Genomic DNA, 24,170 nt, shown 5'->3' on the forward strand with positions numbered 1-24,170 from the left:
AGGACTCCCATGCGTCTTATCCGCATGCTGTTGCTGCCGGTACTGGCTCTGACCACGCTCTCGGCCCACGCCGACGACAAGGACGTGGCGCGTCTGACTCAACTGCTGGAAAAATCCCAGACCCTGAGCGCGCGTTTCTCCCAGCTGACCCTCGATGGCAGCGGCACCCAGTTACAAGAAACAGCGGGGGAAATGTCCTTGCAGCGCCCGGGCCTGTTCTACTGGCACACCAACGCGCCGGCCGAGCAAACCATGGTATCGGACGGTAAGAAAGTGACCCTGTGGGACCCGGATCTGGAACAGGCCACCATCAAGAATCTCGATCAGCGTCTGACCCAGACCCCGGCGTTGCTGCTGTCCGGTGATGTATCGAAGATCAGCCAGAGCTTCGACATCAGCGCCAAGGAAGCCGGTGGCGTGATCGACTTCACCCTGAAGCCGAAAACCAAGGACACCCTGTTCGACAGCCTGCGCCTGTCGTTCCGCAATGGTCTGGTCAATGATATGCAGATGATCGACAGCGTCGGCCAGCGCACCAATATCCTGTTCACCGGCGTGAAGGCCAACGAGCCGATCCCGGCGTCCAAGTTCAAGTTCGACATCCCCAAGGGTGCCGATGTGATCCAGGAATAAACCGCCCTACCTGTGGGAGCGGGCTTTTGTGGCGAGGGGGCTTGCCCCCGTTGGGTCGCGAAGCGGCCCCAAAACCTGCTATTGCGGTATATCAGGCATACCGCGAGCGATGGTTTGACGACTGCTTCGCAGCCGAACGGGGGCAAGCCCCCTCGCCACAGGTTTCCAGCAGGCTTAAGAGAGTTGTATTAACCCGAGGTTTCAACGCTAAGTGATGGACCTGTTTCGCAGTGCCCCGATTGCTCAGCCCTTGGCCGCCCGTTTACGTGCGGCCAATCTGGACGAGTACGTCGGTCAGGAACACCTGCTCGCTCGCGGCAAGCCTCTGCGCGAAGCCCTGGAGCAGGGTGCCCTGCACTCGATGATTTTCTGGGGACCGCCGGGAGTGGGTAAAACCACGTTGGCGCGGCTGCTCGCGGAAGTCTCCGATGCGCACTTCGAAACGGTTTCGGCGGTGCTGGCCGGGGTCAAAGAGATTCGTCAGGCGGTGGAAGTCGCCAAGCAGCAGGCCGGGCAGTACGGCAGACGCACCATCCTGTTCGTCGACGAAGTGCATCGCTTCAACAAGTCCCAGCAGGATGCGTTTCTGCCGTATGTTGAAGATGGCACGCTGATTTTCATCGGCGCGACCACGGAAAACCCCTCGTTCGAACTCAATAACGCGCTCCTGTCCCGGGCTCGCGTCTATGTGCTCAAAAGCCTCGACGAAGCGGCCCTGCGCAAACTGGTGCATCGCGCGCTGACCGAAGAGCGCGGGCTGGGCAAGCGGCAACTGAGCCTCAGCGATGAAGGCTTCCAAATGCTCTTGTCCGCCGCCGATGGTGATGGCCGGCGCCTGCTCAACCTGCTGGAAAACGCCTCGGACCTGGCCGAAGACAACAGCGAAATCGGCGTCGACCTGCTGCAAAGCCTGCTTGGCGATACCCGTCGGCGCTTCGACAAGGGTGGCGAAGCCTTCTACGACCAGATCTCCGCGCTGCATAAATCGGTGCGCGGCTCCAATCCCGATGGTGCGCTGTACTGGTTCGCGCGGATGATCGACGGTGGTTGCGACCCGCTGTACCTGGCCCGGCGCGTGGTGCGCATGGCCAGCGAAGACATCGGCAACGCCGATCCCCGCGCCCTGAGCCTGTGCCTGGCCGCGTGGGAAGTGCAGGAGCGCCTCGGCAGCCCCGAAGGTGAATTGGCGGTGGCCCAGGCCATTACCTATCTGGCCTGCGCGCCGAAAAGTAATGCGGTGTACATGGGCTTCAAAGCCGCGATGCGCAGTGCCACCGAACACGGTTCGCTCGAAGTGCCACTGCACCTGCGCAATGCGCCGACCAAATTGATGAAGCAATTGGGCTATGGTGACGAATACCGTTATGCCCACGATGAACCGGACGCTTATGCCGCTGGCGAAGATTACTTCCCCGAAGAACTTGAACCGCTACATTTCTATCAGCCGGTGCCTCGCGGCCTGGAGCTCAAGATCGGCGAAAAGCTTAACCACCTTGCGCAGCTTGACCGTCTAAGCCCCCGACAGCGGAGAAAATAGTGATTCCCTTGATTGTTGCGGTTTCCGTCGGCGGTGTCGCCGGTACGCTGTTGCGCTTCGCCACCGGTAACTGGATCAATGCGAATTGGCCGCGGCACTTCTATACCGCGACGCTGGCCGTTAATATCGTGGGCTGTTTGCTGATCGGCGTTCTATACGGCCTGTTTTTGATTCGCCCGGAGGTATCGTTTGCGGTGCGCGCCGGGTTGATCGTCGGCTTCCTCGGGGGGCTCACGACTTTTTCATCCTTTTCACTGGATACGGTGCGCCTGCTGGAAACCGGGCAAGTGCCGCTGGCCCTGGGCTATGCGGCCATCAGCGTATTCGGCGGGCTGCTCGCCACCTGGGCTGGCCTGTCCTTGACCAAACTTTGATAACGAGAAACCGACATGCTCGATTCCAAACTGTTACGTAGCAACCTTCAGGACGTAGCGGACCGCCTGGCATCCCGTGGCTATAAGCTCGATGTTGCACGCATCGAAGCGCTGGAAGAACAGCGCAAGACCGTCCAGACCCGCACCGAAGCACTGCAGGCTGAACGTAACGCGCGCTCCAAGTCCATCGGTCAGGCCAAGCAGCGCGGCGAAGACATCGCGCCGCTGATGGCCGACGTCGAGCGCATGGCGGGTGAGTTGAGCGCCGGTAAACTCGAGCTGGACGCGATCCAGACCGAACTGGATTCGATCCTGCTGGGCATTCCGAACCTGCCGCACGAATCGGTGCCGATCGGCGATGACGAAGAAGGCAACGTTGAAGTGCGCCGTTGGGGCACGCCGAAGGCCTTCGAATTCCCGGTTCAGGACCACGTGGCCCTGGGCGAGAAATTCGGCTGGCTGGATTTCGAAACCGCCGCCAAATTGTCCGGCGCCCGTTTCGCCCTGCTGCGCGGTCCGATCGCCCGTCTGCACCGTGCCCTGGCGCAGTTCATGATCAACCTGCACATCAACGAACACGGTTACGAAGAGGCTTACACGCCTTATCTGGTACAAGCGCCGGCCCTGCAAGGCACCGGTCAGTTGCCGAAGTTCGAAGAAGACCTGTTCAAGATCAGCCGCGATGGCGAAGCCGATCTGTACCTGATCCCGACCGCTGAAGTGTCGCTGACCAATATCGTCGCTGGCGAAATCGTCGATTCGAAACTGCTGCCGATCAAGTTCGTGGCGCACACGCCGTGTTTCCGCAGCGAGGCCGGTGCGTCGGGTCGCGATACGCGCGGGATGATCCGTCAGCACCAGTTCGACAAAGTCGAGATGGTCCAGATCGTTGAGCCGTCGACCTCGATGCAAGCGCTGGAAAACCTGACCGCCAACGCCGAGAAAGTCCTGCAACTGCTGGAGCTGCCATACCGCACCCTGGCGCTGTGCACTGGCGACATGGGCTTCAGCGCGGTCAAGACCTACGACCTGGAAGTGTGGATTCCGAGCCAGGACAAGTACCGCGAGATTTCGTCGTGCTCCAACTGTGGCGATTTCCAGGCCCGGCGCATGCAAGCGCGTTTCCGCAACCCGGAAACCGGCAAGCCTGAGCTGGTTCACACCCTGAACGGTTCCGGCCTGGCGGTCGGGCGTACCCTGGTGGCGGTGCTGGAAAACTACCAGCAGGCCGACGGTTCGATCCGTGTGCCTGAGGTACTCAAGCCGTACATGGGTGGTCTTGAGGTCATCGGCTAAATGGACTATCTGCCGCTGTTTCATAACCTTCGCGGCAGTCGTGTGTTGGTCGTCGGTGGGGGGGAGATTGCCTTGCGCAAATCCCGCCTGCTGGCCGAAGCCGGTGCGCTGCTGCGGGTGGTCGCGCCTGAAATCGAACCGCAACTGCGCGAACTGGTGGTCGGCAGCGGCGGCGAGTGCCTGGTGCGTGGCTACGTTGAGGCGGATCTGGACGGTTGCGGGCTGATCATCGCCGCCACCGACGACGAACCGCTGAACGCGCAAGTCTCCGCCGATGCCCATCGGCGTTGCGTGCCGGTCAACGTGGTGGACGCACCGGCCCTGTGCAGTGTGATCTTCCCGGCGATCGTCGACCGTTCTCCGTTGATCATTGCCGTGTCCAGCGGTGGTGATGCGCCGGTGCTGGCGCGGTTGATTCGCGCCAAGCTGGAAACCTGGATTCCCTCCACCTACGGTCAACTGGCCGGTCTGGCGGCGCGTTTTCGCACTCAGGTCAAAGGCCTGTTTCCGGATGTGCAGCAGCGTCGGGCATTCTGGGAGGATGTCTTCCAGGGGCCAATTGCCGACCGCCAACTGGCCGGGCAGGGCGCCGAAGCCGAGCGCTTGATGCTGGCCAAGATCAACGGTGAAGCACCTGTAGCCACTGGCGAAGTCTATTTGGTAGGCGCTGGCCCGGGTGATCCCGATCTGTTGACCTTCCGCGCCTTGCGGCTGATGCAGCAAGCCGATGTGGTGCTGTATGACCGCTTGGTGGCGCCGGCGATTCTGGATTTGTGCCGTCGCGATGCAGAGCGAGTCTACGTCGGCAAGCGCCGCGCCGATCACGCCGTGCCTCAAGAGCAGATCAACCAGCATTTGGTGGATCTGGCCAAGGCCGGCAAGCGCGTGGTGCGGTTGAAGGGCGGCGATCCGTTTATCTTCGGGCGCGGTGGCGAAGAGATCGAAGAACTGGCGGCCCATGGCATCCCGTTCCAGGTCGTACCGGGCATCACCGCCGCCAGCGGTTGCGCGGCGTATGCCGGGATTCCGCTGACTCACCGCGATTACGCGCAGTCGGTACGGTTTGTCACCGGGCACTTGAAGGACGGTTCCACCGATTTGCCGTGGGCCGACCTGGTCGCGCCGGCACAAACCCTGGTGTTTTACATGGGGCTGGTGGGCCTGCCGATCATCTGCGAGCAGTTGATCAAGCACGGTCGCGCGGCTGATACCCCGGCGGCGTTGATCCAGCAGGGCACCACGGTCAATCAGCGGGTGTTTACCGGCACGCTGGCCGACCTTCCACGGCTGGTGGCGGAGCATGAAGTGCATGCGCCGACGCTGGTGATCGTTGGGGAAGTGGTGCAACTGCGCGAGAAACTGGCGTGGTTCGAAGGGGCTCAGGGGCAGGTCTGACTTGTGGCGAGGGGGCTTGTCGGGACGCCGCATCGCCCCGTTGGGGCGCGCAGCGGCCCTAAAAGCGTCGAACGGGGTCTTACTGAAAGTCCGCGTCCGCCGGTTTGCAACTGCTTCGCAGTCGAACGGGGGCAAGCCCCCTCGCCACAGTTGATCGTGATCATTTTCAGGTTTCAGTGTTCCGTCAGGCCTTGCGCCAAACCCCTTTCCCGCTCAACCGCTCCCGATCATGAGTCGCGGTGAAATCCTGCTCCGGCCCTTTCGGCACAAGCCCGGTCGGATTGATGGTCTTGTGACTGCCGTAATAGTGGTTTTTGATGTGGGTGAAATCCACCGTCTCGGCAATCCCCGGCCACTGATAAATCTCCCGTAGCCAGTTCGACAGGTTCGGATAATCGGCAATCCGCCGCAGATTGCATTTGAAGTGGCCGTAATACACCGCATCAAAGCGAATCAGGGTAGTGAATAGCCTGATGTCGGCTTCTGTCAGGTATTCACCCGTCAGGTAACGATTGGCACCCAGCAGTTGCTCCAGCTGATCCAGCTCAGCAAACAACTCATCGAACGCTGCTTCATAAGCCTGCTGCGAGGTGGCGAACCCGGCGCGATAGACGCCGTTGTTCACCGTTGGATAAATCCGCTCGTTCAGCGCATCGATCTCGGTCCGCAATGGCGCCGGGTAGAAATCCAGGTCGTTGCCGGTCAACTCATCGAACGCGCTGTTGAACATGCGGATGATCTCCGCCGATTCATTGTTGACGATGCGATTTGTCTGTTTATCCCATAGCACCGGCACCGTGACGCGACCGGTGTAGTCGGCGGTATCGGTGGTATAGCGCTGATGCAGAAATTTCAGATCGCCAAGCGTGTCGCCGGTCGAGCCGTGAGCCTTGTCGAAGGTCCAACCGTTCTCCAGCATCAGAAAGCTGACCACCGATACGTCGATCAGGTTTTCGAGGCCTTTGAGTTTGCGCAGGATCAGCGTGCGATGGGCCCACGGGCAGGCGAGGGACACGTAGAGATGATAGCGACCAGCCTCGGCCGCAAAGCCACCGACGCCAGTCGGGCCTGGCCTGCCATCGGCGGTCAACCAGTGGCGCCGCTGCGCCTGTTCACGCTGGAACGATCCGTCCTTGCCGCTTGTGTACCACTGATCCTGCCAGCGGCCCTCGACTAGCAAACCCATTTTCGTGACTCCTCAACCTATAAGCGTTGGAGAGGAGTCTATGCGCATAGGTTCGAACAAAAAGCGCAAAGGTTAGGCGTTAATGATCGGTTAAATCGATCGGTCCCGGGCGTCCCAGTATTGCTGGGCGGTTTCGAATGCTTGCTCACGAGTCTGGCCGAGGCCGCGCAAGGCCAGGGCCATGGTCGAGATCAACGCCATTTGCGGGTAGCTGTCGACCACGTCGCCACGCCACACGGCTTTCAAATGCTCCGGTTCCAGGCTGGCCGGTTTGACATGGCGCTGGGTCGACAGCTGTGGCCATTCTTCATCCCAGCTTTCGCCGCCAGTGGTGCCATACAGGTGGCTGTCGGCGTCCGGGTTGATCTCGATTTCACCGCCATCGCCCTTGATGACGATGGCAGTGTCGCCGAGCAAACCGCTGGCCTCGCGATGTACGGCCTGATAGCCAGGGTGGAAAATGCTCTGCAGGCCGCAACGGGTGCCCAACGGATTCAGAATTCGCGCCAGGGAATGGATCGGCGAGCGCAGGCCCAAGGTGTTGCGCAAGTCGATCATCCGCTGAAGCTGCGGGGCCCAATCCACCAATGGCATGAATGCCAGACTGCCCTGATCGAGCGCCGCCTCGACCTGCTGCCAGTTGCGGCACAGTGGAATGTTCAGCGTCTCGAGCAGTTGTTCGCTGTACAGCCGACCCGCCGTGTGCGCGCCACCGCCATGCATGAAAATACGCACGCCGTTCTGCGCCAGGCACTTGGCCGCCAGCAGGTACCACGGCAAGTGACGCTTCTTGCCCGCATAAGTCGGCCAGTCCAGATCAACCGCCAGCGCTGGCGGATTCAGGCGTTCACGCACGGCTTCGGCGAACCCGGCCATTTCCTCGGCGCTTTCTTCCTTGTGCCGCAACAGCATCAGGAAGGCACCGAGCTGGGTGTCTTCGACTTTGTCGTCGAGCAATAGGCCCATGGCTTCACGGGCTTCCTCGCGGGTCAGGTTGCGGGCACCGCGTTTGCCCTTGCCAAGGATCCGCACGAACTGGGCGAACGGATGCTCGGCGGGCGTTTCGAGGGTCAGCGCTGGATGGTCGGTCATAAGCAATTCGTCGGTTTGGGCAGGCCCGCCAGTTTCGCGGCGAGTTTGGCAGGGGTGCCTTTGAACAGTCGGTTCAGGTGCAGGCTGTTGCCCTTGTCGGGGCCGAGTTTCAATGCGGTGTACTTGATCAGCGGGCGGGTGGCCGGAGACAGCTGGAATTCGTCGTAGAAACGGCGCAGCAGTTCGAGGATCTCCCAATGTTCCGGGCTCAACTCGATGTCTTCGGCGGCTGCGAGGGCGGCGGCCACCTCGGTCGACCAGTCGCTCAGTTCGACCAGAAAACCGTCCTTGTCCAGTTCAATGGCGCGGGCGCCAACGGTCAGGGATTTCATAGCCAACTGTTGACCTTGTCATAGTGAATCGACAGCTCAACGAAGGCCGGGTAGTCGATGGCCTCGGCCCAGTCCGGGACTTGCAGTGCCCGTGCTTGAGCATCTTCGGCCAGTACGAACAGTTTCAGGTTGCGAGCGTGCAGCGCGCTGAACGGCGCGGTGCCTGGCTGCAAGGCATAGGCCGCATCGCCACTGAGCAGCAGCGCATCGTTGGCGCCGATCACGCGCAGGCAACTGCTCAGACGTTCATCGCCAAAAGGGGAATGAGACAACACATGCAAAGTCGACATCAGAGGGTGATCACCTGGTCGTAACGGTCAATAAGGGCGGTGATTTCCTGGGCGGTCAGCACCTGGGCTTCTTCAAGTGACAGGTTTTCGGGGTCCAGACCACGGGTCGCGGCGCTTTCGCCGCAGACGAACAGGTCTTCGACGCCAAACATCGGCAAGGCTTGCAGGTTGGCGCTCAGGTCTTTCTGTTGCAGGGCCTTGGCGTTCTGTTCATTGGCGAGCTGAAACACGCCGTCATCGAGAAACAGCAGGCCGATCGGCAGATCGAAGGCACCGCCAGCCAGCACGATGTCCAGTGCTTCGCGCGCATTAGGCCCAGACCATGGCGCCTGACGGCTGATAATCAGCAAGGACTTGGCCATTTCACGCGCCTCCGAAACAAATCAGACGGTCAGCATCCTGCACCGCGTCATGCAACTGGCCAAGGCCGGACAATTCCCACGGCGCGCCCACCGCTACCGCCTCACGCTGATAACGCTGGGCTTCTTCCTCGTTCAGCACCCCGCGACGCAGGGCGGCGGCGATGCAGACCACGCCATCGAGTTGATGCTCGGTGACAAAGTTGCGCCACTGCTTGGGCAAATCCTGCTCGTCCTGAGGCGTGACCACGCTGGCGGACGCGTTATAGACGCCATCCTGATAGAAAAACAGCCGGACAATCTCATGCCCGCCAGCCAGCGCGGCCTGGGCGAACAGCAAGGCACGGCGCGAGGAGGGCGCATGGGCGGCGGAAAACAGCGCAATGGCGAACTTCATGACGGACTCGATCAGCAAAACTGCGGTCATGATAAAGCTTTATCGGCGGGGCGGCGAAGGGCGTTTACTGCGGACCGAGTCGTGGCCATCGCGGGCAGTCAATACAAGATTCAGCGCGGCATGTTACCCAACTGCCAGCGCCGCGGAATCTTCAGCGACAGCAACCCCAGCGCACCGGCTTCCTTGAGCAGCGATGATTACTTGGTCAACCCATATAACTCGCAATACTCCAGCCATTTCATGCCGGCCATCTGCGCGACTTCCTTGTGCACTTCCATGCGTTGGGCCTGGTAATCCTCAGGCGTGGCGGCGGTCAGTTGCAGCGTCAGCTCCCAAGCAAACAAACCCAGGCGCTCAGCCTCGGCCTCGAACGCTTCATGCAAGCGCTCTTCGCGGTACTGCGCCACCGTTTCGCCCCTGGCCTGGGCGAGCAGGGGATTGAGGTTGTCGAGCTCGGAACGCAGCTCAGGACGCTCGTCGAGAAACTTCTTCAGCGCCTGCTCGTGTTGCTGTTCGGTTGCCGCCATGGTCACTCCTTGGGAATTACGAAGACTGCTTTTTGCTGGCCTTGGCAGCCGCGGCCAGACACTCGAGGGCAAATTGCTCGGTATAGGTCATCTGGATGGGCGTGGTTTCGCCTTTGACGGTTCTTTCACCGTCGAGAATGTAACGAATCCGTTTGTCGGTGACGCCAATTCGCTTGGCGATCCAGGCCGGCGTCTGACCGATCTGGCTGATCAGCTTGTCGGCATAGTCGGTGGAAGGTTTGTAGAACTCGGCATTGGGGGTCATGGCCTTTCCAGAAAAATGGGCCCGGAGAAATGGGCGATTCGGCGTTAATGGCGCGACAGGGTGCGCGAATCGTTGCGCGGTGTCGCGGTATAAATGAAGTAAAGCAGAACGATACGCCGCGCCACGATGGTACAGTCCGCTTTTTCCTGATGAGCGAACGCAATGCGAATTCTGATGGTGGCGCTGGCCGCAATCGTGCTGGCGGGCTGCGCCGGATCGGCGATGAACGACGCCCGCAACAAAACCCCTTACAAAACCCTGACCTCGGACAAACCGGAAAAAGTCGTCGCCCAGTGCGTGCAATTTGCCTGGCAGGACGAGGCGGTGTTCGGCGTTGATGCGGGTGCGTATTTGCAGCCGGGCAAGAAGGGCGGTTCGACGGTCTACACCCGTTCGGCCGAATCCTTCGTGGACGTGACCAGTGATGCGTCAGGCACGGCCTTGAGCTATTACGCCCAGCATGACGACTTCGTGGCCAAGCGCCGGTTGGCAGCGTTGGCGACCTGCCTCTGAGCATGGGCCATGCACCGCCCCTGTGGGAGCGAGCAGGCTCGCTCCCACAATTGTCCGGTGTCGATCACATAAATGGGGTTGCTCCCACAAAATTAGGCGTCGTTCGCCAGGCGCTTCTGGAAAAAGAAGCGCTTGTGGCCCGGCGGGTAGTCGGCAATGTGCCCTAGCTCGCTGTAGCCGTGCTTCTTGTAGAACTCCGGCGCCTGGAAGTCGAAGGTGTCCAGCCAGATCCCGATGCATTCCTTTTCCCGCGCCAGGTCTTCGGCCATTTCCATCAGCTTCGAGCCCATGCCTTGTCCCCGGGCTTGCTCCGGCACCGACAACAACTCAATGAAAAACCACTGGAAAAACACTCGGCCGTAGAGCCCGCCGAGAATCTCGTCGCTGTCATTGCGTACCAGCAAAGCAATCTGCTCCGACACCGTGGCCCCGGCCTTTGCGGCGTTGTAGGCGCGCAGTGGTGTGAGGATCGCCTCGCGCTCCTCCGGAGTGGCATTTTTCGACAATTCGATTCGCAGAGTCATAGGCAACACATCCTTATGGCAGTGAACACGGAGCCTATCCCGGTTGCGGCGATTGTTCTATCCCCCCGAAGCCCAAGGAACCCCCGGGGCTCCGGGAATGTCTAGCGTGAACAGCATCGTTGTTGAAAGCAGTCATTGAGGGCAGCCCGTGAACATTTTTGAAGCCTTGCGCGAAAGCCACGACCGTCAGCGCCGCTATGCCGATGCACTGATTCAAACCAGTGGCGACACCCCGGAACGGGTCGAGGCTTACAAACGGCTCAAATCCGAGCTTCAGGCCCACGCAACCGCTGAAGAACGCCATTTCTACATCCCGCTGATGGAGTTCGACAACGGCGTGGATCTTAGCCGCCACGCTATCTCCGAACACCACGAAATGGACGAGATGATGGAAACGCTGGATGCCACCGAAATGTCCAGTCCGTCCTGGTTGACAACGGCGAAAAAACTCTCGGAGAAGGTCCATCACCACCTCAAAGAGGAGGAGCAGAAGTTCTTTCAGATGGCCGGCAAGTTACTCGACGACCAACAGAAAGAAACCCTCGCCGGGGAGTATCAGAAAGAATACAAGGCGCAACTTTCCTGAGGATAAAAGCGCCGCAATGCGGTTCACTCAAGAGAGTCTTGAGTCAGTAAGAACTTGTGGCGAGGGAGCCAATACACCTTGCCGGCAAGGTGAAATGATTTGAATCCAATGCGCTCCTTGTAGAGAATCGCCATCTTTGCCTCGAAAGGATGCGCGGGATGAAGTTCGAAGGGACTTTCCAATACATGGGCACTCACGGGATCGTCTTCAACGTCTCGCAGATCACCCTCACCGACAGCGAGCGCGGACGCCTGCGCGAGCTGCATTTTGGCGAGGCGAAAAGCGCCCACTATGAGGTCAACAGCAAGGTCGTCGAGGTGTACGACAAGATGCAGGCCAAGAGCCTGCCGTGCGTGATGATGATCGGCATCTCCAAGCCGCTGACCCGGCAACAGGGCGATGCCCTCAATGCCCAACGCACCAAGATCGCCAACCTGGCCGCCTCCGCCTTCGGTGGCGCTGCCGGTACTGTGGGCGGTTTAGCCGGACCTGCAGGCAGTGTCGCCGCAGGTACTGTTGTAACGGCGGGTGTGCGCTCGTACGTCAATGACGCTCTGCCCACCTACCATGCTGGCGACGTAATCGTCAGCATCCAGGCGCAGGTCAATGGTGGGATTGGCCCACAGCGCTCTTCCGAATCCCTGATCATCAAGACCTGAGTGGGGCTGCACATGTCCGAAATTACCCAGACGGTCATCGTTGTGGCGCTGGCCTTTCTACTTGATCGGTTTCTTAAGCCGTACCCGCTGCGCAAGTGGCTAGGGGTGACGCTGGTGGTGGCAGGCGCAATCGGCTGCGTTGCAGTGAGCCAGACCCAGTTGCTGGGCTTTGACTTGGGATTGATGTCGGTCCTTGCCGTGCCGGTGGGCGCGGGGCTGTTCGTGACCAGGCGGCGGTTCGAGCAGATTGGCTGAAGGTCAGGAAGGTGTGTTGACCGGACGGATACCTTACTCCCGCTTGAGTGCGTAGCGCTCACAAAAATCGCAATGGTTGTCAGATTTTTGGGGCCGCTACGCAGCCCAGCGGGAGCAAGCTCCCTCGCCACAGGTTTCTCTGGCTCAAGGTTCTCTTGAGTGCACAGCATTACGACAGTCGCCGGGTTTTTCTGTTTTCGCCTAACATGGACGCCTTCTGACGAAAATAGGGATGGATTGTCATGTCGAACACAGCCGAGCGGGTCAACATCATCGAGTCTCAGGTGCTGTCCCACGACTGGTATCTGCTGAAGAAAATCACTTTCGATTACTTGCGCAACAATGGCGAATGGCAGCGTCAGGCTCGTGAGGTCTACGACCGGGGCAATGGCGCGGCGATCCTGCTGTTTAACCGCGAAAAGAAAACCGTCGTGCTGACTCGCCAGTTTCGCTTGCCGGTGTTCGTCAATGGCCACGATGGTTTGTTGATTGAAGTGGCTGCCGGGCTGCTGGAAGGCGTTGCGCCTGAAGAGCGCATTCGTGCTGAAGCCGAAGAAGAAACCGGCTATCGCGTGCACCATGTGCAGAAGGTTTTCGAGGCCTACATGAGCCCCGGTTCGGTGACGGAGAAGCTGCATTTCTTCATGGCCGAGTACGACGCGTCTTCGAAAGTCAGCGATGGCGGCGGGCTGGAAGAAGAAACCGAAGAACTGGAAGTGCTGGAGTGGACGTTCGACGAGGCGCTGGCGGCGTTTTATCGCGGGGAAATCTGCGATGCCAAGACCATCATGCTGCTGCAGTATGCGGCGATGAAAAATATCTTCGGGCCGGTTTGAGCAGGCTTGGATGGGGTTCTGAGTCGAGAGAGCGTTCAGGCACAATGGTCGAGCATTTCGGCACAGTAATCACCCTGTGCCCTCTCTAGACTCGTGCCTCATGCCAACACTCAGATGAGGTCACGATGAACATCAGAATTATCCTATCCGCATTGTCCATGGGCGTCGTGCTCACTGGACACGCCGCCGAGTTCTCGCTGAAGAGCCAGGATATTGCTGAAAACCGCCCGCTGACCAGCCGTGAGGTGTTCCAGGGTTTCGGTTGCGAAGGCGGGAATACGTCGCCCGAACTGTCCTGGAGCAATGCCCCGGCGGGGACTAAAAGTTACGCAATCACGGTTTACGATCCCGATGCCCCGACCGGCAGCGGCTGGTGGCATTGGACGGTGGTCAACTTGCCCGCTTCGACCAGCAGTTTGCCGAGAGGGGTTGGCTCGAACCTGCCTGCCGGCGCAGTGCAAGGGCGAACCGATTATGGTCAATCGGGCTTCGGCGGGGCTTGCCCGCCTGCAGGCGACAAGCCCCATCGCTATCAATTCACCGTATGGGCGTTGAAAGTCGATAAGCTACCGCTCGACAACCAGGCCAGCGGAGCCTTGGTGGGCTATATGCTCAATGCCAACGCCTTGGCCAAAGCGACCATCACTTCAACTTACGGACGTTAAGAACAATGCGCCCTTGTGTCGGCATACAGCACCGGGAAAACATTATCGATGCGTGTGTCATACGGGCGCGACAGCCCCATACATTGCAGCGGGTGCCGATATTCGCTACCACCTTGTGTCGAGTGCGACAGGGGGAAAAACTGCTGCAATGGGATGACCGGCAGATGCGTGCCGGGCCGCAACATCTGATTCTGATGCCGGCCGGGCGCGAACTTGGCATCTCGAACTTCCCTGGTCTTCACGGTCACTACATTGCCGATGTGGTGACCTTTCCCGGTTCGACATTGCGTAACTTCAGCACCCGATATGGTCAGCAGATCATGAGTCGCCATCGTGCCTTGAAGACCGATCTATGTGTCCCTCTGGACAGGCATACCATGCAGGCATGGGATCAGTTGTTGGCCGCGATCAATGCGGACGCTCCGGATGCGCTACGCACACACTACGGGGAAGCGGTGCTTCTGAGCCTGGGCCTTGGCGGCCTGGCCGGACCGCTGCTGATGGATCGCAACGATCCACTGGGCGAACGTGTGCAGCAGCTGATAATGAGCAGCCCGCAGAGAGACTGGACGGTTGCGGATGTCGCACAACACTTGAACCTGGGGGAGTCGACATTGCGTCGCCAACTGGCCAATGAGGGGAGCAGTTTCAGGAATATTCTGGAAAACGTTCGGCTGGCAACAGCGCTGCAATGGTTGCAAACCACTTCGCGCCCCATCGGTGAAATTGCCGGTGCCAGCGGCTACGCCTCGGCCTCACGTTTTGCGGTGCGCTTTCGCTCACACTATGGCCTGTCGCCACGGGAGTTGCGGGCGACGATCTAGGCAATTCCTGTGAGCTTTTTGAAACTGTACGTTCTGTGGCGAGCGAACTTGCTCGCGCTGGCCGTGAAACGTCCCTTGTCGAAAATTTTGCCAGCGCTACGCACTGGAGCGGGAGCAAGCTCCCTCGCCACAAGGGCTCATTAGCTCAAAACAAATCATCCATCCTGCTGGCGCCCGACCATTGGCAACCTTCCAGCGTCAGCAAGCGCTCTTTCGCCTCAAGCCCCCCAGCGAACCCCGTCAGTTTTCCTGATGCACCGATCACCCGATGGCAAGGCGCGACAATCGAAATCGGGTTCTTGCCATTCGCCGCACCCACGGCCCGGACCGCACCTGGATTACCGATCTGTTCGGCGATCTCGCTATAGCTACGCGTCTCGCCAAACGGAATGGTCAGCAGCGCCTGCCACACCTTCTTCTGAAACTCAGTCCCGGCGAAATCCAGTTCCAGCTCGAAATGATTGCGCGTGCCGGCAAAGTACTCCTGCAACTGTTGAACCGTACGCACCAGAATCGGGTTGTCCGCCGCTTCATTCATCGGCCCGAGCCGTACGCGGTTCGGCTTGTCATTTTCCCAGAGGATGGCCGCCAGTCTTGAACCGTTCGCGACCAGCTTCAACTCGCCGACCGGGGACGCCATCGTGGTGAAGGTATAACTCATGCCGGCGAACTCCGAAAACAGGCTGAACAGGGGGGCAAGCATACTGCCTGGACGGGGAGGCGCAATACGCAATCCCAGCCATACTTGCCTCTGCTTTTGAAGCGCTCCTCTGTTTTTGTACAGAGCCTGAAAACAAAAAAGAGACCTGCTCATGAAGTTCGAACCTTTTGCCAAATCGCTCATTGCCACCACACTGGCGCTGAGCTGCCTGACGGCCCACGCGGCCTCCGTCGCCCCGGTCGCGGCCGAAAACGGCATGGTCGTCACCGCCCAACATCTGGCCAGCCATGTCGGTGTCGATGTCCTCAAGAGTGGTGGCAATGCCGTCGATGCCGCCGTTGCGGTGGGTTACGCGCTGGCGGTGGTGTACCCCGCGGCGGGTAACCTGGGTGGCGGCGGTTTCATGACGATTCAATTGGCGGACGGGCGCAAGACCTTCCTCGATTTCCGTGAAAAAGCCCCGCTGGCCGCGACCCCCGACATGTACCTCGACAAAGCGGGCAACGTCATCCCGGACCTGAGCACCCGCGGCCATCTTGCCGTTGGCGTGCCGGGCACCGTTTCGGGCATGGAACTGGCCCTGAAGAAATACGGTACCAAACCCCGCAAGGAAGTGATCGCCCCGGCGATCAAGCTTGCCGAAGACGGTTTTGTGCTGGAGCAGGGCGATGTCGACTTGCTGGAGTACGCCACCGACGTCTTCAAGAAAGACATGCGCGACTCGGGCTCGATCTTCCTGAGCAATGGCGAACCGATGCAGGTCGGCCAGAAACTCGTACAAAAAGACTTGAGCAAAACCCTGCGGGAAATTTCCGAGAAGGGCGCCGACGGTTTCTATAAAGGCTGGGTGGCCGACGCCATCGTCACTTCCAGCCAGGCCAACAAGGGCATCATCACCCAGGCCGACCTCGACAAATACCAGACCCGTGAACTGGCCCCGATTGAGTGCGATTACCGTGGCTATCATGTGGTCTCGGCGCCACCGCCAAGCTCCGGTGGCGTGGTGATCTGCGAGATCATGAACATCCTCGACGGCTACCCGATGAAAGACCTGGGCTACCGCTCGGCTCAGGCCATGCATTACCAGATCGAAGCGATGCGCCACGCGTATGTGGACCGCAACAGCTACCTCGGCGACCCGGACTTCGTGAAAAACCCGATCGCCCATTTGCTGGATAAAAACTACGCGACCAAAATCCGCGAAGTCATCGATCCGCAAAAGGCCGGCGTGTCCCGCGAGATCAAACCCGGCGTAGCGCCCCATGAAGGCAGCAACACCACCCATTACTCGATCGTCGATAAATGGGGCAACGCGGTGTCGGTAACCTACACCCTCAACGACTGGTTCGGCGCCGGTGTCATGGCGAGCAAAACCGGGGTCATCCTCAACGATGAAATGGACGACTTTACCTCGAAAATCGGCGTGCCGAACATGTACGGCCTGGTGCAAGGGGAGGCCAATGCCATCGCGCCCGGCAAGGCGCCGCTGTCGTCCATGAGCCCGACCATCGTCACCAAGGACGGCAAAGTCGTCATGGTGGTCGGCACTCCCGGCGGCAGCCGCATCATCACCGCGACCCTGCTGACCATTCTCAACGTGATCGACTACGGCATGAACATCCAGGAAGCGGTAGATGCGCCGCGTTTCCATCAGCAGTGGCTGCCGGAAGAAACCAACCTGGAAAACTTCGCCGTTAGTCCGGACACGAAGAAGATGCTCGAAAGTTGGGGTCATAAGTTTGCAGGGCCGCAGGATCCGAACCACATCGCGGCTATTCTGGTAGGGGCGCCTTCGCTGGAAGGCAAACCGGTGGGCAAGAACCGCTTCTATGGGGCGAACGATCCACGGCGCAATACCGGGTTGTCACTCGGTTACTGAAACAGGAGATCACCGGCCACCTGAACTCCCGGGTGGCCCCGATCCCGCGTAGCAGCTGCCGAGCCCGCGAGGCTGCGTTCGGCTGCGTAGCAGTCGTAAAGTCGGTTAGCCGCGTTCATTAGGGCAAACCGCATTCGCTGATATGGCGACCGCTTCGCGCTCGAACGCAGCCTCGCAAGCTCGACAGCTGCTACAAGAAGGGAGTTGAAATCCGTCTCCGAGCCACCGACTTATCAAGGAAGGAAGCCATGAGTACTGCACTCCTGATCATCGACGTCCAACGCGGGCTGTGCATCGGCGAGTATGAATGCTTCGACATCCAGCGCGTCATCGAAACCATCAACGGCCTTAGCACCAGAGCCCGAACCGCCAACATCCCGGTCATCCTGATCCAGCACGAAGAAGAGGGCGGCCTGATGCAATACGGCGCCGAAGGCTGGCAACTGGCCGACGATCTGAAAACGTCCTCCCAAGACCTGCGCGTGCGCAAGACCACCCCGGATTCGTTCTACCAGACTCACTTGCATGAACAACTGCAAAAGCTGGACACCGACCGCCTGATCATCTGCGGCCTGCAAACCGACTACTGCGTTAACGCCACCGTTCGCCAGGCGCATCAATTGGGCTACGACGTCGTGCTGGTGGCCGACGCCCATTCCACTGTCGACAACGGCACGATGAGCGCCGAAGACATCATCGCCGAACACAACAAGGATCTGGCGCACCTGACCGGCTCCGTGGCGCGGATCGACGTGATGCCGGTCAGAGAAATCAAACTCTGAAAACAGCGCCAACCCCGCTCGGCGCCAACCTGCCCTGGCCAGGACATTTGCGCTTGCGGTGTCGGTCGAGCGCAGTTCGCAGGCTTGAATGCCCGGTCATCAAGGGGGGCAGGACGGGTGCGCGGTTAACTACCGGGTCCTCAAGCGTCTCCTATACTGATCCGCGTTGACGATTCAACACAGACACCGAATGCCGCCGGAACAGCAGCCAGCGTTCCGGCGGCTTCCCTACGACTCAATAGTAAGGAGAACGAACATGGCAATCCGTATTGGCGACGAAGCACCGGACTTTACTGCCGAAAGCACCGAAGGCACGCTGCATTTCCATGAGTGGATCGGTGACAAGTGGGCGATTCTGTTCTCGCACCCCAAGGATTTCACCCCGGTGTGCACCACTGAGCTTGGCTACATGGCAGGGCTCAAGCCGGAGTTCGATAAGCGCAACACCAAGATCGTCGGGCTCAGCGTCGACCCTGTCAGTAACCATAAGACCTGGGCCAAAGACATCGAAGAGACCCAGGGGCATGCGGTCAACTACCCCATGATCGGCGACGAGAATCTGGTGGTGGCGAAGCTCTATGACATGATTCATCCGAATGCCAGTGGCGGCGCACGGACTGCCGTGGACAACGCCACCGTGCGTTCAGTGTTCATCATCGGCCCGGACAAGAAGGTCAAGGCGATGCTGATCTACCCAATGAGCGCCGGGCGTAACTTCGATGAAGTGTTGCGTCTGCTCGATTCGCTGCAGTTGAACGCCAAGCACACCGTCGCCACCCCGGTGAACTGGCGTCCGGGTGAAGATGTCATCATTCCCACTTCGGTCTCCGATGAAGACGCCAGGAAGAAATATCCCGATGGCTTCAAGACGCTGAAACCCTATTTGCGCACGGTGGCGCAACCGAAGTAACTCATCCGTTTAGCGAGTACATACATGGCCGTCCAGATCCTGCGCGTTGATGCAGCCCACATTGACAAAGTTGCCAGTCTTTTCGACGCCTACCGAGGCTTCTACGGCCAACCCTCGAACCTGATGCAGTCCCGCGATTTCATCGCCGAGCGCATCGCCAGGGACGAATCGGCGATTTTCCTCGCCGAGGACTCCACGGGCGAAGCGCTTGGCTTTGTCCAGTTGTACCCGACGTTCTCCTCTATCGACGCCCATCGCACCTGGCTGCTCAACGACCTCTTCACCACACCTGCCGCCCGAGGCAGAGGGGTAGGGACGTTGCTGATGAACACCGCCCGAGCCTTCGCGCTGTTGACCGGCGCCAAGGGCATGGTGCTGGAAACGGCCACGGACAATCACGCCGCGCAACGGTTGTATGAGTCATTGGGTTATGTGCGCGATACGGGTTACTACACCTACTGTCTCGACTTGAAACAGGGCTGACCCAAGGGCCAGCCATTTTTTACGCAAGGTTCGAAACCTTCTCAAGGCGCCCCAAACAGCATCGTCCAGTAAACCCCCTCGTTGCTGCGCGAGTTGGCGGCATACGCCGCGCCGACCTGGGTAAACATCGGGTTCATCAGGTTGGCGCAATGCCCGGGGCTGGCCAGCCAGCCGGACATCGCCTGGCTGGGGGAGCCTTGCCCGGCGGCGATGTTCTCGCCGATCTGCCGGCCGCGGTAACCGGCGGCTCTGGCGCGATCCGCCGGCATATCACCGTCGGGATCCTGGTGGGCGAAGTAATTGCCGTAGGCCATTGCCTTGCTGTGGCCTTGTGCGGCGGCCCCCAACGCAGGATTCCAGGCCAGTGGCCGTGCGGCGGCGAAGCGTTGGCGCCCACACATGCGCGGCCTGGCCCGTGCCGCGTTGACCTGCGCCAGCAACGTCTTGCCCGCCGCTCGCGAATCACCGATACGCCCGTCGAGTACCGGTTGCGCCAGCACTACCCGCCATTCGCTGCGGGCGCGAGTAACGCCGATGTCGGCGTATTGGGTATCGAGCAGCGCCCCACAGTAGTCGCTCTGAAGCATGTCAAATGCCTCATCGGCATCTTGCGCGCCGACCAGGCGGATGGTGCGCACCGTCACCGCTTGATAGCCGTTAGCCTTCAAACCATCTCGCAAGCCACCGCCATAGCCGATCGGCAAGGACAAGTCCGATTTCAGTGACAGCGGCCGCAACGGCTTGACCGTCCGCCCCGCGCAGCGGTCAGGGTCGGCGCGGTAATCGTTGATGACTTCCACCAGTTGCCGCTCGCCGCTGGCATGGGCAGGGCTGGCGAGCAGCGGGAACAAAGGCATCAGGCACAGCGAAATAAAGCGGCAGCAGCGGACGGTTGGGCGCATGAGACACACAGCTCTGATGAGATGACGACGAAAAGGGTGGGATTGGGACGAGCGATGACCGTAGGAGCGCTTCGTTGGGTGAGCTTCTTTTACGGCACGGCTAAGACTGCGGGTCTGAAGACTGGTTCACGGCGGGAAGAGACAAATTTTGTGGCAGCGCCATGGGGCAGAACCGGCCATTCACCCAAGGACATCAGACCCTCGGACTGGTACCGTACCGGCATCATTCGGGTGGTACAGGGACATGATTAAAACCAGGGGCGACAAGGATTGGGTAAAACGCTCGGCTCAGCCGTTGAAGATGGAGCGCATCGAGGCATTTTTTGGCGGCCACGGGTTTACACCGCATCGCCACGATACTTATGCCATCGGGCGAACGCTGTCGGGTGTGCAAAGTTTCCAGTACCGCAACACCCGGCGGCACGGCCTGCCCGGGAACACTATCGTCTTGCATCCGGACGAGGTGCATGACGGTGAAGCCGGTACCGAAGCGGGTTTTCATTATCGGATGATCTACATCGAACCTGCCTTGATTCAGCAAGTATTAGGCGGCAAGCCCTTGCCATTCATCGAGGGTGGTTTATCGAGCGATCCACGGCTGGGTGCCGCGACCCGGGTGCTGCTGCAAAACCTGGACGCGTCCATCGAGCCCCTGGAAGAAGACGATGCCATTTACGATCTCGCGCAAGCGCTGGATCTGGTTGGCGGTCAACGTGGGCGGCGCAAGGCGTTTGACTTCGCTGCGGCCGAACGCGCGCGTACGCTTATTCATGACTCGCTGGATCGAGTCATTACCCTGGAGGAGTTATCGCAGGCGAGTGGTCGCGACCGCTGGAGCCTGAGCCGTGATTTTCGCGCGCTGTACGGTACGAGCCCCTACCGATACGTGACGCAACGACGGCTTGATCTGGCAAGAGCCCTGATCTTTGCAGGTCATTCAATGGCAGAAGCGGCCGTATCCGCGGGTTTTTTCGATCAAAGCCATATGACGCGTCAGTTCATCCAGACCTACGGCGTCTCACCCGGACGGTGGATGAAGAGGCTGGGCCTTGCCTGAGAGCGCTCCCGGTCGACTTGCACAATCATGCAATACGCGGCGCTGATCCCCTCATAAAGTCAGGGCTCGATATCTTGGTTAGTGAGGGCGACTCAAATGAATTCCCAACCCGGCGTAACGGCCAGCACCGCGATTAATTTTGCCGAAAAATTTGCTTTGTTCAGCGAGCAATGGGCACCTAAGGTCATTGCCGAAATGAACGACTACCAGTTCAAAGTCGTGAAAATCGAAGGCGACTTTGTCTGGCATTCCCATGCCGATACCGATGAAGTCTTCATTGTCCTCGAAGGCGAGCTTCGTATTGATCTACGAGAGGGGGCCGTCGTGGTTGGGCAGGGCGCGATGTACGTCGTTCCCAAGGGGGTCGAACACAAGCCTTGTGCCGAGCGGGAGGTGAAGTTGTTACTGATCGAGCCGCGTGGTGTGCTCAATACCGGTGATCAGGGAGGAACAAGGACTGCCATGAATGACGTCTGGATTTAGATCTTGGTCGCTTCCCGGTCTTCTATGATCGATCAGGCTATAACTTCGCTGATTTTAGGGGCCCTTCGTGGGGACGAATGCCCTTGATCTTTCAGCGTTTTCATTGAAACGCTACGAAGGAGTATGGCGAAGTGCCTCTTGTCGGGAGACAAAGCGGCTATTGCGCGCTTTTCAGCTATTCTTCCGGCATCTGGATGATTGTCATGACGTACACGTACGCTCTGCGCAGGGAAGGGAAGAAGAAATGGAAGATGTGCATTGCGTACAGGTCATCGCTGTGACTGGCGGCAAGGGTGGCGTGGGCAAGACGACTGTAGCGGTCAACCTTTCATTGGCGTTGGCGAAAATGGGGCGGCGCGTCGTATTACTGGACGCCGATCTTGGCCTGGCCAATATCGATATTCTGTTGGGGCTGACACCGCGCTACACACTGGCCGATGTCATCGAAGGGCGTTGCGAGCTGTCCGATACCCTGGTGCCCGGGCCTGGAGGAATTCGTGTCGCCCCGGCGTCTTCTGGCTTGCAGAGCATGACTCATCTGGAGCCTGCGCAATACCGGGCGCTGATCCAGTCCTTTAGCGATATTGGCGATAAGCTCGATGTGCTGATCATCGATACGGCGGCCGGTATCGGTGGCTCCGTGGTCAATTTCATCCGCGCGGCGCAGGAAGTGATGGTGGTAGTGTGCGATGAACCCACCTCGATCAGCGGCGCCTACGGGCTGATCAAATTACTCAATCTGAATTACGGCATGCACCGTTTTCGCGTGCTGGCCAACATGACGAGCAGCCCGGCGGAAGGGCGTAATCTGTTCGCCAAGCTGGAAAAGATTACCGATATGTTCCTGGATGTCTCGCTGCAATACGCCGGCGCGGTGCCAAACGACGAAAACGCACACAAAGCCGCGCAAAAGGGGCGTGCAGTGTTTGAAGCCTTTCCCCGTTCCAAATGCGTCCAAGCCTTCCAGGCCCTTGCCCATAACGTCGACACCTGGCCTTTGCCGACTCACCCTCGAGGGCATGTGGAGTTTTTCGTTGAGCAACTTGTGCAGAATTCCGGCAGATGAGGCGGTCGATGCGCAAGGCTTAGTATCTTTGCGTCCTGTCGGGCTTGCCTCTGGATTAAATCGGTCTTAAAAGCCCGGTCAGGGCTTCGAACTTTTTGCTATTCTCAAGTTGTAGGTGAAGACGCAGACTGATGCGCAAGTGGATAACGAGGAAGCGTAGGGCGCGTTCCAAAGGGTACACGGTTAGAAAGATCTCCGCGCTGAGATCCAGCCCTTATGCCGTGTGAAGCAGAACAGCACAAAACTGTCCTGTCAGAAGCCTGATAAACCTTGCAAGCCAGAGACCAGCACTGGCCACCTACTCGATTTACAAAGCCCGCCTTGTGCGGGCTTTTTCGTATCCGCACGGTCAATTCACAGCTTGTAGCCGATCTGTCGCAACAGGTTCTTGCGCCACAGAATGTCTTCATCGCCTTCAACACCTTTGGTACAGAAGCCATCCACCACGCCGAGGATCGCGCGTCCCTGTTGCGTCTCGGCGAGGATCACTTCGGTCGGATTGGCTGTCGCACAAAAAATACGGCACACCTCTGGCACCAGCTTGACGGTGTTCAACACGTTTAGCGGATAGAAACCGTCACCGAGGAAAATGATGAAGCTATGGCCTGCGCCAATGGCTTGCGCATTTTTTTGCGCAAGTTCGATCATGGCAGTATCGGTGCCAGACCAGCGCACCAGGCATTTGCCGGAGGCTTCACAAAAGGCCACGCCAAACTGGATACCTGGCACCGTATTAACCAACGCTTCATGGATATCCTCGACGGACTTGATGAAGTGCGTCTGACCCAGAATGAAATTCGTCTCTTGCGGCTTATCGATTTTCAACGTGATGAGTTGCATCTCAAACGTCTCCTGTCGTGCCTGGCCTCTAATCAAGCCGGAACGGTTTCTTGCTCAGTTGGCGGTGTCTCTGTGTAGACGCGAACATCCCCCAGTTTCCTGATCGTCGACTTGGGCAGGGTCGGGGCATCGAGAAGAATCGAATCAATGCGCTTGCGGATGTCCAAAACGATTGGGCCCAAAATAGCCTCGTCCTTGCCGCTGGCGATTTCGTCCTGAATCTCACGGGATATCGCACCGAGTTTCTCGGCGGTGTCTTTGTGCCCGGCGGCCCGGGTGTCAAAGTTGAGGAAGGTCTGGACCGAACTCAACACCAGGGTCAAAAGTGACAGAATGCCGGCCAGGTACTGGAGCCATACGGGCGACGCGTCACTGATTGAACCGAAGACGCTGGCGCTGACTACCGCCGACAGCACCACGCAGGGAATGCCCAGTTTCCAGCTGAATTTCTCGAAATCCCGGGCACTGATTTCGTGTTCAATCTGCAACCGCACAATCATGCGATTCCATTTGGTCAGTAGCTCAAGCCGGCTCATGGTTGCAGTCCTTTGCAGGAGGGATT

At 59.3% G+C, this 24,170-nt stretch carries 32 protein-coding genes; 19 read left to right on the forward strand and 13 right to left on the reverse strand.

Features of this window, described 5'->3' with window-relative positions; all coding sequences use genetic code 11:
* Positions 1 to 9 precede the first annotated feature (9 nt).
* The 5 genes from lolA to cysG all read left to right on the forward strand — a co-directional run bounded on the left by lolA (position 10) and on the right by cysG (position 5,235).
* Complete coding sequence (gene lolA / locus ACZ9BB_RS05370; protein ID WP_008008560.1) at positions 10 to 633, forward strand: outer membrane lipoprotein periplasmic chaperone LolA; 624 nt, start codon at positions 10 to 12, stop codon at positions 631 to 633.
* 214 nt (positions 634 to 847) lie between these two features.
* Positions 848 to 2,170, forward strand: coding sequence for a replication-associated recombination protein A (locus tag ACZ9BB_RS05375; RefSeq protein WP_476212846.1), 1,323 nt, complete (start codon positions 848 to 850; stop codon positions 2,168 to 2,170).
* Entirely contained in the window at positions 2,170 to 2,544 is a 375-nt protein-coding gene (gene crcB, locus ACZ9BB_RS05380) for a fluoride efflux transporter CrcB (RefSeq protein WP_007941127.1), read from the forward strand. The genes ACZ9BB_RS05375 and crcB overlap by 1 nt, the downstream gene beginning before the upstream one ends.
* Positions 2,545 to 2,559: 15 nt before the next feature.
* Positions 2,560 to 3,840, forward strand: coding sequence for a serine--tRNA ligase (gene serS / locus ACZ9BB_RS05385; protein WP_476212847.1), 1,281 nt, complete (start codon positions 2,560 to 2,562; stop codon positions 3,838 to 3,840).
* Positions 3,841 to 5,235, forward strand: a complete 1,395-nt coding sequence (gene cysG / locus ACZ9BB_RS05390) for a siroheme synthase CysG (RefSeq protein WP_476212848.1) — start codon at positions 3,841 to 3,843, stop codon at positions 5,233 to 5,235.
* Between the two features lie 184 nt (positions 5,236 to 5,419).
* On the opposite strand, the gene ACZ9BB_RS05395 is transcribed toward cysG, so the two are convergent.
* The 8 genes from ACZ9BB_RS05395 to ACZ9BB_RS05430 form a co-directional block, all read right to left on the reverse strand.
* A complete protein-coding gene (locus ACZ9BB_RS05395; RefSeq protein ID WP_476212849.1) occupies positions 5,420 to 6,421 on the reverse strand; it encodes a glutathione S-transferase family protein in 1,002 nt (333 codons plus the stop codon).
* Positions 6,422 to 6,511: 90 nt separating this feature from the next.
* Positions 6,512 to 7,513, reverse strand: a complete 1,002-nt coding sequence (locus tag ACZ9BB_RS05400) for a glycosyl transferase family protein (RefSeq protein WP_476212850.1) — start codon at positions 7,511 to 7,513, stop codon at positions 6,512 to 6,514.
* Positions 7,510 to 7,845, reverse strand: coding sequence for a TusE/DsrC/DsvC family sulfur relay protein (locus tag ACZ9BB_RS05405; protein WP_476212851.1), 336 nt, complete (start codon positions 7,843 to 7,845; stop codon positions 7,510 to 7,512). The genes ACZ9BB_RS05400 and ACZ9BB_RS05405 overlap by 4 nt, the downstream gene beginning before the upstream one ends.
* Entirely contained in the window at positions 7,842 to 8,135 is a 294-nt protein-coding gene (gene tusB, locus ACZ9BB_RS05410) for a sulfurtransferase complex subunit TusB (protein WP_476212852.1), read from the reverse strand. Before tusB ends, ACZ9BB_RS05405 begins: the two co-directional genes overlap by 4 nt.
* The gene (gene tusC / locus ACZ9BB_RS05415; protein ID WP_192342638.1) at positions 8,135 to 8,497 is read right to left on the reverse strand and encodes a sulfurtransferase complex subunit TusC; all 363 of its coding nucleotides are present in this window, start codon (positions 8,495 to 8,497) and stop codon (positions 8,135 to 8,137) included. The genes tusB and tusC overlap by 1 nt, the downstream gene beginning before the upstream one ends.
* 1 nt (position 8,498) lies before the next feature.
* Positions 8,499 to 8,891 carry a sulfurtransferase complex subunit TusD gene (gene tusD / locus ACZ9BB_RS05420; RefSeq protein ID WP_007904900.1) on the reverse strand — a complete coding sequence of 131 codons (393 nt, stop codon included), beginning with the start codon at positions 8,889 to 8,891 and terminating at the stop codon, positions 8,499 to 8,501.
* A gap of 197 nt (positions 8,892 to 9,088) precedes the next feature.
* Entirely contained in the window at positions 9,089 to 9,418 is a 330-nt protein-coding gene (locus ACZ9BB_RS05425; protein ID WP_476212853.1) for a DUF6388 family protein, read from the reverse strand.
* Between the two features lie 16 nt (positions 9,419 to 9,434).
* Positions 9,435 to 9,683 carry a hypothetical protein gene (locus ACZ9BB_RS05430; protein WP_007941139.1) on the reverse strand — a complete coding sequence of 83 codons (249 nt, stop codon included), beginning with the start codon at positions 9,681 to 9,683 and terminating at the stop codon, positions 9,435 to 9,437.
* A gap of 162 nt (positions 9,684 to 9,845) precedes the next feature.
* Between ACZ9BB_RS05430 and ACZ9BB_RS05435 the strand changes: the two genes are divergently transcribed.
* Entirely contained in the window at positions 9,846 to 10,196 is a 351-nt protein-coding gene (locus tag ACZ9BB_RS05435; protein WP_476212854.1) for a hypothetical protein, read from the forward strand.
* 92 nt (positions 10,197 to 10,288) lie between these two features.
* On the opposite strand, the gene ACZ9BB_RS05440 is transcribed toward ACZ9BB_RS05435, so the two are convergent.
* Positions 10,289 to 10,720 carry a GNAT family N-acetyltransferase gene (locus ACZ9BB_RS05440; RefSeq protein WP_476212855.1) on the reverse strand — a complete coding sequence of 144 codons (432 nt, stop codon included), beginning with the start codon at positions 10,718 to 10,720 and terminating at the stop codon, positions 10,289 to 10,291.
* Between the two features lie 148 nt (positions 10,721 to 10,868).
* Here ACZ9BB_RS05440 and ACZ9BB_RS05445 point away from each other — a divergent pair, with 148 nt between their 5' ends.
* From ACZ9BB_RS05445 to ACZ9BB_RS05470, 6 genes are all read left to right on the forward strand, one after another.
* On the forward strand, positions 10,869 to 11,306 hold the full coding sequence (locus tag ACZ9BB_RS05445) for a hemerythrin domain-containing protein (RefSeq protein ID WP_476212856.1): 438 nt from the start codon (positions 10,869 to 10,871) through the stop codon (positions 11,304 to 11,306).
* Positions 11,307 to 11,464: 158 nt separating this feature from the next.
* Positions 11,465 to 11,965 carry a hypothetical protein gene (locus ACZ9BB_RS05450; protein ID WP_253419738.1) on the forward strand — a complete coding sequence of 167 codons (501 nt, stop codon included), beginning with the start codon at positions 11,465 to 11,467 and terminating at the stop codon, positions 11,963 to 11,965.
* A gap of 12 nt (positions 11,966 to 11,977) precedes the next feature.
* Complete coding sequence (locus ACZ9BB_RS05455; RefSeq protein WP_019580101.1) at positions 11,978 to 12,220, forward strand: hypothetical protein; 243 nt, start codon at positions 11,978 to 11,980, stop codon at positions 12,218 to 12,220.
* A 242-nt stretch (positions 12,221 to 12,462) separates the two neighbouring features.
* Positions 12,463 to 13,056 carry an NUDIX domain-containing protein gene (locus ACZ9BB_RS05460; protein WP_476212857.1) on the forward strand — a complete coding sequence of 198 codons (594 nt, stop codon included), beginning with the start codon at positions 12,463 to 12,465 and terminating at the stop codon, positions 13,054 to 13,056.
* Between the two features lie 125 nt (positions 13,057 to 13,181).
* The gene (locus ACZ9BB_RS05465; RefSeq protein ID WP_476212858.1) at positions 13,182 to 13,721 is read left to right on the forward strand and encodes a kinase inhibitor; all 540 of its coding nucleotides are present in this window, start codon (positions 13,182 to 13,184) and stop codon (positions 13,719 to 13,721) included.
* Between the two features lie 5 nt (positions 13,722 to 13,726).
* Complete coding sequence (locus tag ACZ9BB_RS05470) at positions 13,727 to 14,545, forward strand: helix-turn-helix transcriptional regulator (RefSeq protein WP_476212859.1); 819 nt, start codon at positions 13,727 to 13,729, stop codon at positions 14,543 to 14,545.
* 145 nt (positions 14,546 to 14,690) lie between these two features.
* On the opposite strand, the gene ACZ9BB_RS05475 is transcribed toward ACZ9BB_RS05470, so the two are convergent.
* Entirely contained in the window at positions 14,691 to 15,206 is a 516-nt protein-coding gene (locus ACZ9BB_RS05475) for a methylated-DNA--[protein]-cysteine S-methyltransferase (RefSeq protein WP_476218204.1), read from the reverse strand.
* Between the two features lie 151 nt (positions 15,207 to 15,357).
* Between ACZ9BB_RS05475 and ggt the strand changes: the two genes are divergently transcribed.
* From ggt to ACZ9BB_RS05495, 4 genes are all read left to right on the forward strand, one after another.
* Positions 15,358 to 17,085, forward strand: a complete 1,728-nt coding sequence (ggt, locus tag ACZ9BB_RS05480; protein WP_476212860.1) for a gamma-glutamyltransferase — start codon at positions 15,358 to 15,360, stop codon at positions 17,083 to 17,085.
* A 248-nt stretch (positions 17,086 to 17,333) separates the two neighbouring features.
* Positions 17,334 to 17,867 carry a cysteine hydrolase family protein gene (locus ACZ9BB_RS05485; RefSeq protein WP_476212861.1) on the forward strand — a complete coding sequence of 178 codons (534 nt, stop codon included), beginning with the start codon at positions 17,334 to 17,336 and terminating at the stop codon, positions 17,865 to 17,867.
* Between the two features lie 256 nt (positions 17,868 to 18,123).
* The gene (locus ACZ9BB_RS05490; RefSeq protein ID WP_476212862.1) at positions 18,124 to 18,777 is read left to right on the forward strand and encodes a peroxiredoxin; all 654 of its coding nucleotides are present in this window, start codon (positions 18,124 to 18,126) and stop codon (positions 18,775 to 18,777) included.
* A gap of 24 nt (positions 18,778 to 18,801) precedes the next feature.
* Complete coding sequence (locus ACZ9BB_RS05495; RefSeq protein ID WP_476212863.1) at positions 18,802 to 19,260, forward strand: GNAT family N-acetyltransferase; 459 nt, start codon at positions 18,802 to 18,804, stop codon at positions 19,258 to 19,260.
* A 41-nt stretch (positions 19,261 to 19,301) separates the two neighbouring features.
* On the opposite strand, the gene ACZ9BB_RS05500 is transcribed toward ACZ9BB_RS05495, so the two are convergent.
* Positions 19,302 to 20,162: a CAP domain-containing protein gene (locus tag ACZ9BB_RS05500; protein ID WP_476212864.1), complete on the reverse strand. Its 861-nt coding sequence runs from the start codon at positions 20,160 to 20,162 to the stop codon at positions 19,302 to 19,304.
* 244 nt (positions 20,163 to 20,406) lie between these two features.
* Here ACZ9BB_RS05500 and ACZ9BB_RS05505 point away from each other — a divergent pair, with 244 nt between their 5' ends.
* The 3 genes from ACZ9BB_RS05505 (at position 20,407) to ACZ9BB_RS05515 (ending at position 22,768) form a co-directional block, all read left to right on the forward strand.
* Positions 20,407 to 21,219, forward strand: coding sequence for an AraC family transcriptional regulator (locus tag ACZ9BB_RS05505; RefSeq protein WP_476212865.1), 813 nt, complete (start codon positions 20,407 to 20,409; stop codon positions 21,217 to 21,219).
* Between the two features lie 96 nt (positions 21,220 to 21,315).
* Positions 21,316 to 21,702: a cupin domain-containing protein gene (locus tag ACZ9BB_RS05510; RefSeq protein WP_476212866.1), complete on the forward strand. Its 387-nt coding sequence runs from the start codon at positions 21,316 to 21,318 to the stop codon at positions 21,700 to 21,702.
* A 244-nt stretch (positions 21,703 to 21,946) separates the two neighbouring features.
* Entirely contained in the window at positions 21,947 to 22,768 is an 822-nt protein-coding gene (locus ACZ9BB_RS05515; protein ID WP_476212867.1) for a MinD/ParA family protein, read from the forward strand.
* 354 nt (positions 22,769 to 23,122) lie between these two features.
* Here ACZ9BB_RS05515 and ACZ9BB_RS05520 read toward each other — a convergent pair whose 3' ends face one another.
* On the reverse strand, positions 23,123 to 23,608 hold the full coding sequence (locus tag ACZ9BB_RS05520; RefSeq protein WP_476212868.1) for an adenosine-specific kinase: 486 nt from the start codon (positions 23,606 to 23,608) through the stop codon (positions 23,123 to 23,125).
* Between the two features lie 32 nt (positions 23,609 to 23,640).
* Complete coding sequence (locus ACZ9BB_RS05525; RefSeq protein WP_476212869.1) at positions 23,641 to 24,144, reverse strand: SLATT domain-containing protein; 504 nt, start codon at positions 24,142 to 24,144, stop codon at positions 23,641 to 23,643.
* Between the last annotated feature and the right edge of the window lie 26 nt (positions 24,145 to 24,170).

The organism is Pseudomonas sp. TE3552, from assembly GCF_056278945.1.